Below are 15,462 nucleotides of genomic sequence, written 5' to 3'. Positions count from 1 at the left end.
GGGCGGGATCGACCCGGCCGCCGGTGACCGGCCAGCCGTCCTCCCAGGTGACGGGCGCCAGGAACGTCTCCCGGCCGAGGACGCACCGGTCGTCGTGGTGCGGGCGCATCCCGAGCAGCACCATCCACCACTCGCCGTCCGGCGTCTCCACGAGGTCGGCGTGGCCGGTCCCGACGATCGGATGGCCGGCCCCGAGATCGCGGTGGGTCAGCACCGGATTGCGCGGATTCCCCTCGTACGGGCCCGTGACGGCGCCGGCCCGCGCGGCCATGACGGCGTGCTCCATCGCGGTGCCGCCCTCGGCCGTGAGCAGGAGGTACCGCCCGCCGACCTTGTAGAGGTGGGAGCCCTCCGACCAGATCGCGCCCTTCACCGCCCCGTCCCAGATGACGTGCTCGTCGCCGGTCAGGGCCAGGGCGGACGGGTCGAACTCGCGCAGCCAGATCTCGGTGTGGCCCTCGTACCGCCCGGTCAGCCGGGTCCCCGTGCACCAGGCGCGGCCGTCGTCGTCGAAGAACAGGGACGGGTCGATGCCCTCGCCGTCCAGCCGGTGCGCGTCCGACCACGGCCCGGCGGGATCGGACGCGGTCATCACGAAGTGGCCCGACCACTCCGGACCGTCCACCAGCGTGCAGACCAGGTAGAAGAGGCCGTCCCCTCCGGGCGGGGCATGGTGGCGCAGGGTGGGCGCGTACAGCCCGCCGGACGCCGGGACGCCGTCCAGCGGGAGCTGGCCCGGCCGGTCGAGCGCGTGCCCGGCCTGCCGCCAGTGCACCAGGTCGCGGCTGTGGAACACCGGCAGGCCCGGAAACCACTCGAACGTCGATGTCACCAGGTAGAAGTCGTCGCGCACCCGGCAGATCGACGGGTCGGGATGGCAGCCCGGCAGCACCGGATTCCGGAAACGCGTCACAGCAGGCTCACCTCGACGGGGACGGTCAGCACCCGGTCCGCGTCCAGGACCCGGACCGGGCCCTCCAGCGTGAAGGAGGCGTTCAGCGGCAGGTCGGCGCTCGACCGCCCGACGGCCACGCCGATCTCGCCCGGCTCGACGATGCGGCGCAGGTCCGGGCCCGTGAACGAGGTGCGGTCGGCGTGCACCTCGAACGCGACCCGCGCCGCGTCGCCGGGCTCCAGCCGGATCCTGGCCCACCCGGCGAGCCAGCGCGCGGGCCGCACCACCGACGCGACCGGGTCGGAGAGGTACAGCTGCACGACCTCGGTCCCCGCGCGGTCGCCGGTGTTGCGGACGACGGCGCTGACCGTGACCGACCCGTCCGTCGCGGCCGAACCGTCCACGCGAAGGCCGCCGTACTCGAACCGCGTCCAGGTCAGGCCGTGGCCGAACGGGTACAGCGGGACCGGGTCGACCTCGCTCCAGTCGTGCCCGCCGTCCATCGCCGACCGCAGGTAGGTGACCGGGGGACCGGACGCGCGGCGCGGCACGCTGACCGGCATCCGCCCGGACGGCTCCACCCGCCCCGACAGCACCCCGGCGACCGCCCGGCCGCCCTCCTCGCCCGGGAAGAACGCCTGCACGACGGCCGCGGCGCGGTCGGCGATGCCCTCCAGCGCGTACGGGCGGCCGGTGAGCAGCACGACGACCGTCGGCGTGCCGGTGTCGAGCACCGCCTCGGCCAGCTCGGCCTGCCGGCCCGGCAGCGCCAGGGTCTCGGCGTCGCAGCCCTCCCCGGACGTGCCGCGGCCGAAGATCCCGGCCCGGTCGCCCAGCGCCAGCACGCAGAGCCCGGCGTCCCGCGCCGCCGCCACGGCCGCCTCGATGTCGGCGTCCTCGGCCACGAGCACGTCCTTGGAACCCGCGACCCGGACGCCGGGAAGCTCGCGGTCCAGCGCCTCCGCCAGCGTCGGGAACTCCACCCCGAGCGGCAGTTCCGGATGCTGCCGGCCGACGTGGCTCGGGAACGTGTAGCAGCCCATCATCCCGAACGGGTCGTCGGCCAGCGGGCCCGCCAGCACGACCCCGGCGCCGGAGCCCAGCGGCAGCGTGCCGTCGTTGGCCAGCAGCACGACCGACTCCTCGGCCAGCCGCCGCGCCAGCGCCCGCTGCTCGGGCGGGTCGAAGTCCGGTTCGGCGCCGCCGCCGTCGCCCGGCGGCCCGTCCAGCAGGCCGAGCTCGGCCTTGAGGGTCAGGACGCGGGCGGCGGCGCGGTCCAGCAGCTCTTCGGGGACGGCGCCCCGCCGGACCTCGTCGATCAGGGGGCTGCCGTAGCAGCGCACGGTCGGCAGCTCCATGTCGACGCCGGCGCGCAGGGCGAGCGCCGCCGCCTCGCCCCGGGAGCCCGCCACCTGGTGGCGGGTCTGCAGGAACGAGATGCCGAAGTAGTCGGCGACGACCACGCCGGTCAGGCCGAGCCGGTCGCGCAGGAGCCCGGTCAGCAGCCGCTCGTCGGCCGCGGCGGGCATGCCGTCCACGTCGGTGTAGGAGTGCATGACCGAGCGTGCGCCGCCGTCGCGCAGGGCCATCACGAACGGCTCGACGATGACGTCGGCGAACTCGCGCGGCCCGATGGGAGTGGGAGCCATGTTCCGGCCGGCCCTGGAGGCGGAGTAGCCGGCGAAGTGCTTGAGCGTCGACACGATCCCGGATCGTTCCAGTCCCTGGACGTAGGCCGTCCCGAGCACGGCGACGAGGTACGGGTCCTCGCCGATGCACTCCTCCGTCCGGCCCCACCGCGCGTCGCGGACGACGTCCAGCACGGGCGCGAGGCCCTGGTGGACGCCGGCCGCCCGCATCGTCGCGCCGATCGCCGCCGCCATCTCGCCGACGAGCCGGGCGTCGAACGTCGCGCCCCACGCGGGCGGGCTCGGATACACGGTGGCGCCCCAGGTCATGAAGCCGTTGAGGCATTCCTCGTGCGCGATCGCCGGGATGCCGAACCGGTTCGCGGCGGCGACGCGCCGCTGCAGCTCGCGGAGCCGGGCGGTGCCCTCGGCGGCCGGGACGGGAGCGGTCCCGAACACGCGGGTGAGCTGGCCGAGGCCCCGGTCCAGGACCTCGTCCAGCGGCGGCGCGGTCTCGTGGGAGTCGTCCTCCATCGGCGCCACGGGCTCGCCGGGCTCGGCGGGCAGCGCCCAGTATCCGGCGAGCTGGCCCGCCTTCTCCTCCGGCGTCATCCGGGCCAGCAGGTCGGCGACCCGCTCGGCGACCGGCAGCCCCCGGTCGCGCCAGGGCTCGCCGGCCGCGCTCGCGCTCGCTGCCGGGACGGCTTCGGTCATCGCTCCTCCGAGGGTGGTGGTGCGGTGGAGGCGCGGACACGCAGGTCGGTGGCCAGCTCCACACGGGGGGTCAGGGGCGGGCGGCCGTCGAGCAGCTGGAGCAGGGTGCGGGCCGCGACGCGGCCCATCTCCTCCAGCGGCTGCCGGACGGTCGTCAGCGGTGGCGACAGCCACTCGCAGGTCGGCAGGTCGTCGAAGCCGACGACGCTCAGATCCTCCGGGATGCGCAGGCCGGCGAGCCGGGCCGCCTGGTAGGCCCCCATCGCCTGCTCGTCGCTGCCGGCGAAGACCGCCGTCGGCGGATCGGGGAGCTCCAGCAGCTCGCGGGTGCGGGCGAAGCCGCCCTGGTGGTGGAAGTCGCCGTAGCGGACGAGGTCCTTGTCGGTCTCGATCCCGGCGCGCTCCAGGGCGGTCCGGTAGCCGTCCACCCGGGCCTGGGTGCACAGCATGTCCGCCGGACCGCCGATCATCCCGATACGGCGGTGGCCGAGCCCGATCAGGTGCTCGGTGGCCGACATGCCGCCGGCCCAGTTCGTGGCGCCGACGCTGGCGATGTCGTTGTCCGGCAGGTTCACCGGGTCGACCAGGACGAGCCCGACGCCCGCCCGCGCCAGCTGGTCGCGCTGGCGGCGCGTCATGCGGGACGTCACCAGGATCACCCCGTCGCTGTGGTGCAGCGCGGGCAGGTTCTGCCAGCTCGGCGGGCGGGCGTCGTCCTCGCGGACCAGCGAGACGACGACGCCGGTGCCGTGCTCGGCGCACTCGGCCTCCACGCCGCGCAGGATCTCCACGGCCCACGGGCTGTCCAGCCCGGCCAGCACGAGGTCGATCAGGCCGGACCGGCGCGCGCGCCGCGCGCCGCCGGGGCCCGGGTAGTTGTGGGTGCGTAGCAGCGCCTCCACCCGCTCGCGGGTCGCGGCGGCGACATCGGTCCGGCCGTTGAGGACCTTGGACACCGTGGCGGGGGACACCCCCGCCTCGGCCGCGATGAGCGCCAGCGTCGGCCGGGACGGCGGATCCGGCTTCTCGTCGGTGGTGCGCACGGGCACGCTTTCTCTCCTCCCCGAGGAAACGATTGCGAACAGTATCGCAATGTTTCGCAGACTCATAGCCCCTGGATCAGTAACTCTTGCGCACCTAATTGCGGTCAACAGCCGCTCAGGTCTTGACCGTAAGGGGTCGCGTTCTTAGAGTTCCTCGGCAACGGAGCCCCGAAGACTTTCGAAACTTTTCGAGCGAGACCGATCCCTCGTGTCACCGTCCCAGGCCCTCGCCCACCCCCGGATCCAGGAGACCACCATGGGCATCCCTCACCTACCGCGCCGTTCGTTCCTCACCGCAGTCTCAGCGGGAGCCGTGCTGGTCACGGCCGCGCCCATGCTCGCCGCGTGCGGCGGGGACGACTCCGGGTCAGGCGGCAAGGTCACGATCGAATGGATGAACATCGCGACCACCGAGCCGTCGCAGAGCCTCTTCCCGAAGATCGCCAAGGCGTTCGAGGCGCAGAACCCGAACGTCCGGATCAAGGCCACCAGCCTGGAGAACGACGCCTTCAAGTCGAAGATGACGGCGCTCGTCGCCTCCGGCGACCTGCCCGACATCTACGTGACCTGGGGCGGAGGCGTGCTCAAGCAGCAGATCGACGCCGGGCTGGTCAAGGACGTCACCTCCGACGGGTCCACGGTGCTCGGCACCATGACCGACGTCTCGAAGAAGGCCTATCAATACGACGGCAAGACCTACGCGGTGCCGTACGACATGGGCATGGTCGGCTTCTGGTACAACAAGAAGCACTTCGAGAAGGCCGGAATCGAAGGCCCGCCGAAGACCTGGACCGAGTTCATGAACGCCGTCCGCAGGCTCAAGGACGCCGGCGTCACCCCCATCGCGCTCGGCGGCAAGGACAAGTGGCCCGGCCACTACTACTGGGCGTACCTGGCGATGCGCATCGGCGGCATGCCCGCGATGGAGCAGGCGGCCCAGGGCAACGACTTCGGCGGCCCCGCGTTCGTCCAGGCCGGCCAGAAGCTGAAGGAGCTCGCCGACCTGCAGCCCTTCCAGAAGGGCTACCAGAACGCCGGCTACGACACGCCCGGCGGGCAGGCCGCGACGATGGGCGCGGGCAAGGCCGGCATGGAGCTGATGGGGCAGTGGGCGCCCGCCGTCCAGAAGGACGCCGCCGGCAGCGACCTGGGCGACGACCTGGGCTGGTTCCCCTTCCCGACCGTCGAGGGCGGCCCGGGCGCCGTGACCGACGTGTTCGGCGGCGGCAACGCGATGGCGGTCAGCGAGGACGCGCCGCCGGAGGCACTGGACTTCCTGACGTTCCTCATGAACGAGCAGAACGAGCGCCAGCTCGTGACCTCGGGCGCGTTCATGCCGGTCCTCAAGGGCGCCGAGAGCGCGATCGAGGACGAGAACCGCAAGATGGTCGCCGACGCGCTGAACGGCTCCAGCGGTTTCCAGCTGTACCTGGACCAGGCTTTCCCGCCCGCAGTCGGCCAGGAGGTCAATGACAGCGTCGCCTCGCTCATCGCGGGCAGGAAGTCGGCGCAGGAGGTCGCGCGGTCGGTCACCAAGGTGGCCAAGAGCCAATGACCCTGTCCGCCACGACCGACGACCGGCCGCGGCACGCCGAACGGGCCCCGCGTAAGCGGGGCCCCGAGGCGACGGCGGGAAGGAGGCTGCGCGGCTGGCTGGCGAGCTTCTGGTTCCTCACGCCGGCACTGCTGCTGTTCTCCTGCTTCGTCCTGACCCCGATCCTCGTCGCGTTCTTCACCAGCTTCTTCAAGTGGGGCGGCTTCGGCTTCCCCGACGAGTTCATCGGTCTCGACAACTACCGGAACCTGGCCGGCGACGAGGTCTTCCGGGGCGACCTGTGGCGCGGCCTCCTGCTGGTCGTCCTGTCGCTGGCCGTCCAGCTGCCGCTCGCCCTCGGCACCGCCGTCCTGCTCAACCAGAGGATGCGCGGCCGCGCGGTCTACAGGGCGGTCTTCTTCGCGCCCTACATCCTGTCCGAAGTGATCGCCGGTGTCCTGTTCGGCATCATCTTCCTGCCGGAGAGCGGGCTCGCCGACACCCTCGTCGAGGACCTGCCGGTGCTCGGCGGGCTCGCCGGAAAGTGGTTCTCCGACCCCGACACCGCGCTGCCCACCCTGATCGCCGTCATGACGTGGAAGTACTTCGGCTTCCACATGATGATCTACCTCGCCGGGCTCCAGAGCATCCCGGGCGAGATCCTGGAGGCCGCGTCCATCGACGGCGCGGGCCCGTGGCGGCGGTTCCGCAGCGTCACGCTGCCGCTGCTGGCACCGACCCTGCGGATCAGCGTGTTCCTGTCCGTCATCGGCTCGATCCAGCTCTTCGACCTCGTGTGGGTCACCACGACGGGCGGGCCGACGCATGCTACGGAGACGATGGCCGTCACCATGTACGAGTTCGGCTTCAAGCGGTACCAGATGGGCTACGCGAGCGCGGTCAGCGTGGCCATGTTCCTCATCAGCATGGTCTTCTCCCTGCTGTACCAGCGCTTCGCGCTGCGCCGCGACCTGCAGGGCGCGGTCACTTCCGCGGGAGGCCGCCGATGAGCCGCGCGGCGGTCGCGCGGAGCCTGTCGCGGCACACCCTGGTGTGGGTGCTCGGCGCGTTCATCGTCGTCCCGCTGCTGTACGCGGTGATGGCCGGCCTCAAGACCACAGGCGCCCTCACCACCAACCCCCTCGGGCTGCCGGACCCTTGGAAGTTCTCCAACTACACCGGCATCCTGTCGTCGGGCGCCTTCTGGAGGCAGATCTTCAACAGCGTGCTGATCGCGGTCGCCACCACGCTGATCACCGTCGCGGTGTCGGCGATGGCGGCGTTCGCGTTCGCCCGCTACGCCTTCCGGGGACGCGAGGTCTTCTTCACGGCGTTCGCGGCGGGCCTGATGTTCCCGCCGGCGGTGGCGGTGCTGCCGCTGTTCGTCCTGCTGCGCCAGTTCGGGCTGCTGGACAACCCGCTCGGCGTGATCCTGCCGCAGGCCGCGTTCGCGCTGCCGATCACGATCATCATCCTCCGCTCCTTCTTCCGGACGATCCCCGCGGAGCTGGAGGAGGCCGCCATCATGGACGGCTGTACCCGGTTCGGCTTCTTCTGGCGCATCCTGCTGCCGATGGCGCGACCCGCCATCGGCACTGTCTCGGTCCTGGCGATCGTGACGAGCTGGAACAACTTCTTCCTGCCGCTGCTGGTGCTCGCCGACGAGAAGTGGCACACGATCCCCGTCGGCATCCAGCAGTTCCAGGGGCAGTACTCGACGGACTACGCGCTCGTCATGGCCTACATCGTGCTGGCGATGATCCCCGCCATCGCCTTCTACGCCGTGGCCGAACGCCAGCTGATCGGGGGTCTCACCGCGGGCGCGACCAAGGGCTGAGGGGCGGTGGCCTCCGGCCCTGAGCGGCACCGGGAACGACCGTCGACCCCCGATCACTTCACGTGATCAAGCCTGCGCGTTATGGTCGGATCCCCGTCCCGCCCGCGGTTCGGCGCCCGTTGCCCCCAGCGCGGCCGCGGGAGGGGTCTTCACGGGGTGACCCCGGTCCCACACAGCCGGGGAACACACCAGGCCGCCGGGATCCATCCGGGCGGGCGCTCCAGCCCGTGCCCGGCCCGGCGGCCGCCGGTGAATCATGCGAACATATGTTCGTGTCCGGTAGCGCCACGATCCTGCACGCCGATCTGGACGCGTTCTACGCGTCGGTCGAGCAGCGCGACGATCCCGCACTGCGGGGACGGCCGGTGATCGTCGGGGGAGGCGTGGTGCTGGCGGCCAGCTACGAGGCCAAGGCCTTCGGCGTCCGGACCGCGATGAGCGGCGGGCAGGCGCGGCGGCTGTGCCCGCGGGCGATCGTGGTCCGGCCCCGCATGGGCGCCTACACCGAGGCGAGCAAGGCGGTGTTCGCCGTCTTCCGTGCCACGACGCCGCTGGTGGAGGGGCTGTCGATCGACGAGGCGTTCCTCGACGCGGACGGCCTGCGGCGGCCGCCGGCGGACGTCGCCGTGCGGCTGCGGCGGGACATCGCCGAGGAGGTCGGGCTGCCGATCACGGTCGGGGTGGCGCGCACCAAGTTCCTCGCCAAGGTCGCCAGCGGGGTCGCCAAGCCCGACGGCCTCCTGGTGGTGCCGCCGGACGGCGAGCTGGAGTTCCTGCGTCCGCTCCCGGTGCGCCGGTTGTGGGGGGTCGGCCGCGCGACGGCCGCCAAGCTCGCCGGGTACGGCGTCACGACGGTCGGGGACGTGGCGGACATGCCGGAGGCCGCGCTGGTGTCGCTGCTCGGCTCCGGCGCCGGCCGCCACCTGCACGCCCTCGCGCGCAACCGCGACCCGCGCCCCGTGCGCACCGGTGTCCGGCGGCGCTCGATGGGCGCCCAGCGGGCGCTGGGACGCCGCGGGCGGTCGCCCGGGGAACTGGACGCGATGCTCGTCGGCCTGGTCGACCGTCTCGGCGGCAGACTGCGCGCGGCCGGGCGGGTGTGCCGGACGGTCACGCTCCGCCTCCGGTTCGGCGACTTCGCGCGGGCCACGCGCTCGCACACGCTGCCGCAGGCCACCGCCGAGACACCGCTGCTGCTGGCCGCGGCGAGGAACCTGCTCGCGGCGGCGGCGCCGGCGATCGAGAGCCGCGGCATCACGCTCATCGGCGTCTCGCTCGGCAACCTGCACGACGACCGGGCCGTCCAGCTCGCGCTCCCGTTCGACCAGGGCATGGAGGTGGACGCCGCCGTCGACGGTGTCCGCGGCCGCTTCGGCTCGTCGGCGATCACCCGCGCCGTGCTGCTGGGCCGCGACCAGGGGACGTCCGTCCCGATGCTCCCCGACTGAGCCCGGCGACCTGCCGGATGCCGGCGACTCGCGCTCCATGAGATGATCCCCCTCCCGGGGAGGAGTGGTGCCGCGATGGCTGATGAGGGGTGGTCGCCCGCCGACGTCGATCTGACGACGCCCAACACGGCTCGGATCTACGACTATCTGCTCGGCGGCAAGGACAACTACGCCGCCGACCGCGAAGTCGCCGAACAGCTGATGGAGGTCATTCCCGAGGCGCGGATGGCGGCACGCGAGAACCACGCCTTCGTCGGCCGCGCGGTGCGCTTCCTCGCCCGCGAGGGTGTCCGGCAGTTCATCGACATCGGCAGCAAGCTCCCCGCGAGCGGGAACGTCCACGAGGTCGCCGCCGAGGTCGCGCCGGACGCGGCCGTGGTGTTCGCCGACGGCGACCCCGTGGTGCTGGCGCACGCGCGGGCCCTGCTCGCCGGGACGCCGCGCACGGCCGCCGTGCGGTGCGACCCTCGGCGCCCCGATGCCGTGACCGCCGACCCCGAGGTCCGCGCCTTCATCGACTTCGAGCGGCCGGTGGCGTGCGTCCTGGACCGGGTGCTGCACTTCATCGACGACGACGCCGAGGCGGCCGCCGCCGTCCGCCGCCTGCACGACGCGCTGCCGCCGGGCAGCCACCTGGTCTTCACGCACATCACGCAGGACCCCGAACCCGAGTCGGGCGGCGACGTCGGCAACGTGTTCAAGCGGACCACCGGCCACTTCTGGGGCCGGAGCCGCGCGAAGCTCCTCGACATCGTCGGGTGCTTCGACCTCCTCGAACCCGGCCTGACCTACACGCCGCAGTGGCGCCCCGACGCCTCCCGCCCGCACGTCCCGAGCCCGGAGCGCACCTTCACGCTGGCCGGAGTCGGCCGGGTCAGACGGCCCGCCTGACCGGCGGCCACCGCCTCCTGGCGGCCAGGCCGGGCGCCGCGGGGGGAGCGAGCGGGACGTAGGAGTCCGCCCGGATGCCCTCGTAACCCGAGCAGTACGACATTCATCCGGCAATCCAGGTGATCCCGGTGGCGATCCCGGGGTTTCCCCGATAGCGTCAATCAATTTTCGCCGGAAAAGGGCCCGGGTGCGCGCAGCCCCGGGCGCCCGGCGGCGGCGCGCCCGGGAAAGCACGGGGACCGGGCCCGTGGGTTTCCGGTGGCAGGACACGGCCGCGGGTCCGAGCATGGAGAGGGTGGTCGTGGTGATATCCGCCCCGCGGAGGCGCAGGACGCCGCCGTGGTTCGGCGCGGAGACGAGGCGCGCCCTCGCCGCCGGGCTCGCGGTGGCGGGGCTGGCGCTCGTCGCGGGCTGGCCGTACTGGCGGGGGCACCCGGGCGCGGCCGCGATCACGCTGGCGAGCTGCGCCGCGATAGCCGTGGTGGGCGTCCTGCTCGCGACGGGCGGGCGGACGCGGCGCACCGGCCTGCTGTTCCTGACCGCGTCGGTCTGCTGGGCGGCCAACTGGGCGGCGAGCTGGGACGCCGGCATCGGGCCGATGATGTCGCCCTACGCGCAGGCCGAGTTCTACCTCGCGCTCGCCGTGGGCGTCCTGCTGTACCCGAGCGGGCGGCTGGAGTACCTCGCCGACCGGATCTGGACGGTCATGGCGTGCGCGATCCTCCTCGGCTGCCCGACGGCGCTGTGGATGACCTCCGAGCCGCAGTGGGCCGCGTTCCGCGGCGAGTCGGTCTGGTGGCCCGCGCCGTATCCCGACCTCGGCCTGTTCGAGGCCGTCCTGCGGGTCTCCGCGCTGCTGTACCTCTTTCTCGCCCTGTCGTTCGCCGTCGTGCTGCTGCTCCGGCTTCCCCGGATGGGCCGGCTGCGGCGCCTGCTCACCCTCCCGGTGACCGCCGCGCTGGCGTTCGTCGGGATCTCCGCCGCGGTGACGCAGAGGCCGATCATGGAGCCGTCGATCAGCCTGGACGACCTGCTCCAGGTGTACGTAATCCAGGGCGCGGTCGTCGTCCTCGTGCCGCTGACGCTGCTGGCGTCCGGGCTGCGGGTCCGCATCAGCGAGCTGACCGTCGCCGGGCGGATGCTGCGGCTCACCTCGCCGGTGTCCGTGGAGCGGGTCCGCGACGCCCTGCGGGACGTCCTGCACGACCCGGCGCTGGAACTGTGGTTCTGGGCGCCGATGGAGGGCGGCTACGTCGACACCGAGGGCCGTCCCGCCGACGTCGATCCCGGCGTGGACGCGGACGGCCCCGCCGGTGAGCGGGCGGGGGACGCGGGACGCTGGCGGCGCCGGGTCCTCAGCGCCTCCGGGGACCCGCTCGCCGTCGTGGAGCTCGGCGGCGCGCTCCGCGACCACGGCTCGCTGGTCGACGCCGCCCTCCTCGCGGGCGGCCGGGCGCTGGAGACCGCGCGGCTGCAGGCCAGCGTGCACGCGGGCCTCGAACAGGTCCGGTCCGCCTACCGCCGCCTCCTGCGCGCCGAGACCGTCGAGCGCGAGCGGCTCGCCCGCGACCTGCACGACGGCGCCCAGCAGCGGCTGCTGGCGCTCGGCGCGATGCTCGGGACGCTGGAGGCGGTGACCGGCGACCCCGCGGTGAAGGAGCACGCCCGGACCTGCCGCGCCGAGCTGGTGGAGGCGCTGGCCGAACTGCGCGCGCTGGCCCGCGAGGTCCAGCCGGCGCTGCTCGTCCAGGACGGCCTGGGCCCGGCGCTGGAGGTCGTCGCCGAGCGGATCGGCGTCCGCGTCAAGCTGGACGTCACCCCGCGGCGGTTCTCCCGGGAGATCGAGTCCACGCTTTACTCCGTGCTCTGCGAGACCTTGTCGTACGCTGTCGACCGCGCGCGTGCGACCGAGGTGTTCGTGCGGGTCGGCGCGGAGGACGGGCGGCTGGTCGCGGAGGTCGGCGACGACGGTTCCGGCCCCGCCGACCCCGCCGCCGACCCCGCCGCCGACCTGGCCGGGCTCACCGGCCGGATCCGGGCACTGCGCGGTGACGTGGAAGTCGGCGGCGGCCCCGGGCGGGGCACGACGGTAAGGATGGACCTGCCATGCGAGTAGCCGTGGCGGAGGACAGCGGGATCTTCCGGCAGGCGCTGGTCACCCTGCTCACCACGGTCGGCATCGACGTCGTCGTGTCCGCCGGCTCCGGTGACGAGCTCCTCGCCCGCACCGCCGGCGACCCGCCCGACGTGGCGATCGTCGACCTGCACATGCCGCCGACGTACACCAACGAGGGCGTCGTCGCCGCCCGCCGCCTCCTGGAGCGCCACCCCGGTCTCGGCGTGCTCGTCCTGTCGGCCTACAACGAGACGCCGCAGGCGATGGAGCTGTTCCGGGACCAGCCGCGCGGCGTCGGCTACCTGCTGAAGGACCACGTCACCGACGTGGAGAACCTGCGTTCCGCACTGGAGCGCGTCATGCGCGGCGAGGTCGTCATCGACCCCGACGTGGTGAGCCGTCTCGTGGAGGCCCGGCACCGCGAGCACGAGCTGGCCCGGCTGTCCGGACGCGAGCGGGAGGTGCTGGCGCTGATGGCCGAGGGCCACTCCAACGCGGGGATCGGCAAGCGGCTGCACTTGTCCGCGCGGACCGTCGAGGACCATGTGCGGGCGATCTTCACCAAGCTCAAGATCACCTCGTCGGGAGGGCCGCCGGGGCCGCAGGACAGCAACAAGCGCGTCCTCGCCGTCCTCACCTGGCTGCGCGCCGCCGAGGCCCGTTGAGCCGACCGGGCCCGCCGGCCACATCCGGCCGGAGCCTGCTCGCGTCCCGCCCGTCCCCGGCATCGATCGGGTAACGGGCTCTCGCGCCCGGCGCGCGGTGCGGAAAACTGAGGAAACTGACCGTGCCGGTCGGGTCGCGTCAGGTGGCCGAGTGGCGGCTCCGGCGTGCCACCGGACGCGCCACGGGCCCGCCCGCCCGAGGCCGCGTCCGGCACGTCCCCGATGCTGCCGGTACGGCCCTCCCCGCACATCCGGGGAAACACCTTTCCCGGCCGGTGATGATCCGGGACGACACGGAAGGATCTCGGTGAGGCCCGTCCCCTGGCGGCCGCCCCTGTGGCTCGGCGCGCGGGTCCGGCGCGCCGTGGGCGCGGGCGCCGCCGTCGCGGCGGCGGCGCTGGTGTGCGGCTGGCCGTACTGGCGCGCGGAACCCGCCGCCGCGGCGGTCACCCTCGCCTGCTGCGGCGGGTTCGCGGTCGCGGGCGGACTGCTGGCCGCGGGCCGGCTCGGCCGCCGGACGGGCCGGGCCTTCGTCGTCGCCGCGGCGGCCTGGGCGGCCACCTGGTCGGCGGCCTGGAACGCCGGCGCGGCCCCGGTCGTGTCGGTGTTCGCCCAGTCGGTGTTCTTCGTGGCCATCGGTGTCGGCGTCCTGCTGTATCCCGGGGGGCGCCTGGAGGGGCCCGCCGCCCGGATCTGGACGGCCGCCGCCGTCACGGTGATGGTCGGCGGCCAGGCCGTCCTGTGCGCCGTGTCGCGGCCCCGGTGGAACGGCTTCGCCGCGACGGCGGCCTGGCCGGCGGTGCGTCCCGACCAGGAGGTGTTCCACGCCGTCCAGCGCGGCCTGACGGCCGTGACGGCGGCGCTGGCGTGCGCCCTGGTGGTCATCCTGGTGGCGCGGCTCCCGCGGATCGGGCGGCTGGACCGGACGCTCACGGTCCCGGTCGCGGCCACCGTGGCGGTCGGCGTCACCGGGGCGCTGGTGATCCAGGGCTCGCTCATCGGCGCCGGCGTGGACCTCGACGACGTCATGCGCGTCTACCTCGTCCAGGGCGTCTTCGCCACGACGGTGCCGCTCGCCTTCCTCGGCACCGCGCTGCGCTCCCGGCTGGCCGAGCTGACCGTCGCCGAGCGGATGCAGCGCCTCGCCGACCCGGTCTCCGTCGAGAACGTCCGCGCCGCCCTGCGCAGCGTCCTCGGCGACGACTCGCTCGACCTGCTGCTCTGGACCGACGGCGGCTACGTGGACGTGACCGGGCGCCGGGCGGACGACGCGCCGGCCGGCGTCCCGGGGCGCTGGCGGCACGAGGTCAGGACGTCCGCCGGGGAGCCGCTCGCCACCGTGGACGTCGCCGTCGCGCTCCGCGACCACGAGCCGCTCGTCGAGGCCGCGCTCGTCGCGGGCGGCCGCGCCCTGGAGACCGCGCGGCTGGAGGCCGTGGCGCAGGGCAACCTCGAACGGGCCCGGGAGGCCCAGGAGCGCCTCGTCCGCGTCCAGGTGGCCGAGCGCGAGCGGCTGGCCGCCGACCTCCAGCGCAGCGCCCAGCAGCGGCTTCGCGCGCTGGAGGTGATGCTCGCCGAGCTGGAGTCCGCGGCCGGGGACACCGATGCGCGGGAGCAGGCCCGGACGTGCCGCCGCGAGCTGGCCGAGGCGGTCGCCGAGCTCGGCGACCTCGCCCGCGGGGTGCATCCCGCGATCCTCGCCGACGCCGGCCTCGCCCCGGCGATGGAGCTGGTCGCCGCCCGTACCGCCGTCCCGGTCCGCCTCGACCTGCCCTCCCGCCGCTTCCCGCAGGAGATCGAGTCGACCCTCTACTTCGCCCTTTGCGAGGCCCTCGCCAACGCCGTCAAGCACGCCCGGGCCGGTCTCATCGAGCTGAGCGTCCGCGACGGTGCCGGAGGGATCGCGGCCGAGGTCCGCGACGACGGCGTCGGCGGCGCGACCACGACCCCGCAAGGCGGACTCGCAGGCCTGACCGACCGGGTCCGCGCCCTCCGCGGCCGCGTCACCGTGGACAGCCCGCCCGGCGAGGGCACCACCCTCACGATCCTGCTTCCCGCTCCCGGGGACCGGGCGGGCGGATGATGGGGAGGAGGTAGTGGCGGGCGAAGTCGCGGGCGCCCTCGTCGTCGAGGGGGATGTGGCCTTCGGGGGTCAGCATGAGCGAGTGCGTGAGGCGGATGAGGATCTCGGCGACGACCTCGGGGTCGACGTGCGGCGGGGCCGCGCCGATGCGCTGCGCGGTGCGCAGCCTGCCGGCCAGGTAGCCGCGGGCGGCGGCTAGCAGGGGGCCCGCCTTGACCGTCGCGTGCGGGAGGAACAGCTCGGGCTCGACGACCATGAGCCGGGTCATCAGGCGCTGCTCGCGGCTGATGCGCAGGGTGACGGCGAAGCCCTCGATCAGGCGCTCCTCCAGGGTGGGCAGCGCCTCGACGGCCTCCTCCAGCTCGGCGAAGAAGCGCCGCGCCTCCCGCAGCAGGACGCCCGTGACCAGGTCGCCCTTGGTGGGGAAGCGGCGGTAGATCGTGGCGCGGCCGAGTCCCGACTCGCGGGCGACGTCGTCCATGGTGGTGCGGCGCGGCCCGTACGTCTCGAACGACCGCAGGGCGGCGTCCAGGATCCGGTCGGTCTGCGGTTCGCTCTCCGGGCCGCCGGTGAGCAGGCTGCGCAGGAGGTCGTCGTCGCTCGTCATC

12 protein-coding genes are annotated in these 15,462 nt (G+C 73.8%); 8 read left to right on the top strand and 4 right to left on the bottom strand.

All coding sequences use genetic code 11. The annotated features are described in order from the left end of the window. From E1281_RS11450 to E1281_RS11440, 3 genes are all read right to left on the bottom strand, one after another. Positions 1 to 913, bottom strand: a 913-nt coding sequence (locus tag E1281_RS11450) for a glycoside hydrolase family 43 protein (RefSeq protein ID WP_131877276.1), incomplete at its 3' end; no start/stop codon positions are given. Continuing rightward, positions 910 to 3,237, bottom strand: coding sequence for a glycoside hydrolase family 3 N-terminal domain-containing protein (locus E1281_RS11445; RefSeq protein WP_131877275.1), 2,328 nt, complete (start codon positions 3,235 to 3,237; stop codon positions 910 to 912). The genes E1281_RS11450 and E1281_RS11445, both read right to left, overlap by 4 nt. Further along, positions 3,234 to 4,286 (bottom strand): LacI family DNA-binding transcriptional regulator, encoded by a 1,053-nt coding sequence (locus tag E1281_RS11440; RefSeq protein WP_243716851.1) that lies wholly within the window; start codon positions 4,284 to 4,286, stop codon positions 3,234 to 3,236. Before E1281_RS11440 ends, E1281_RS11445 begins: the two co-directional genes overlap by 4 nt. A gap of 250 nt (positions 4,287 to 4,536) precedes the next feature. Between E1281_RS11440 and E1281_RS11435 the strand changes: the two genes are divergently transcribed. The 8 genes from E1281_RS11435 (at position 4,537) to E1281_RS11400 (ending at position 14,854) form a co-directional block, all read left to right on the top strand. Next, positions 4,537 to 5,835 carry an extracellular solute-binding protein gene (locus E1281_RS11435; RefSeq protein ID WP_131877273.1) on the top strand — a complete coding sequence of 433 codons (1,299 nt, stop codon included), beginning with the start codon at positions 4,537 to 4,539 and terminating at the stop codon, positions 5,833 to 5,835. Then, entirely contained in the window at positions 5,832 to 6,824 is a 993-nt protein-coding gene (locus E1281_RS11430; RefSeq protein WP_131877272.1) for a sugar ABC transporter permease, read from the top strand. The genes E1281_RS11435 and E1281_RS11430 overlap by 4 nt, the downstream gene beginning before the upstream one ends. Further along, entirely contained in the window at positions 6,821 to 7,651 is an 831-nt protein-coding gene (locus E1281_RS11425; protein ID WP_131877271.1) for a carbohydrate ABC transporter permease, read from the top strand. Before E1281_RS11430 ends, E1281_RS11425 begins: the two co-directional genes overlap by 4 nt. Positions 7,652 to 7,923: 272 nt before the next feature. Beyond that, complete coding sequence (dinB, locus tag E1281_RS11420) at positions 7,924 to 9,099, top strand: DNA polymerase IV (protein WP_243716849.1); 1,176 nt, start codon at positions 7,924 to 7,926, stop codon at positions 9,097 to 9,099. 75 nt (positions 9,100 to 9,174) lie between these two features. Next, positions 9,175 to 9,990 carry an SAM-dependent methyltransferase gene (locus tag E1281_RS11415; protein WP_131877269.1) on the top strand — a complete coding sequence of 272 codons (816 nt, stop codon included), beginning with the start codon at positions 9,175 to 9,177 and terminating at the stop codon, positions 9,988 to 9,990. A gap of 286 nt (positions 9,991 to 10,276) precedes the next feature. Further along, positions 10,277 to 12,106, top strand: a complete 1,830-nt coding sequence (locus E1281_RS11410; RefSeq protein WP_131877268.1) for a histidine kinase — start codon at positions 10,277 to 10,279, stop codon at positions 12,104 to 12,106. Then, positions 12,097 to 12,771: a response regulator transcription factor gene (locus E1281_RS11405; protein WP_131877267.1), complete on the top strand. Its 675-nt coding sequence runs from the start codon at positions 12,097 to 12,099 to the stop codon at positions 12,769 to 12,771. Before E1281_RS11410 ends, E1281_RS11405 begins: the two co-directional genes overlap by 10 nt. Before the next feature lie 307 nt (positions 12,772 to 13,078). Further along, entirely contained in the window at positions 13,079 to 14,854 is a 1,776-nt protein-coding gene (locus E1281_RS11400) for an ATP-binding protein (RefSeq protein WP_131877266.1), read from the top strand. Here the strand turns inward: E1281_RS11400 and E1281_RS11395 are convergent. After that, complete coding sequence (locus E1281_RS11395; protein WP_131877265.1) at positions 14,811 to 15,461, bottom strand: TetR/AcrR family transcriptional regulator; 651 nt, start codon at positions 15,459 to 15,461, stop codon at positions 14,811 to 14,813. The two genes, E1281_RS11400 and E1281_RS11395, sit on opposite strands and share 44 nt — an antisense overlap. Position 15,462: the final 1 nt, after the last annotated feature.

The organism is Actinomadura sp. KC345 (assembly GCF_004348515.1).
In the GTDB taxonomy this organism is placed as follows: Bacteria; Actinomycetota; Actinomycetes; order Streptosporangiales; family Streptosporangiaceae; genus Spirillospora.
This window is presented reverse-complemented; position numbering and strand designations above follow the sequence as displayed.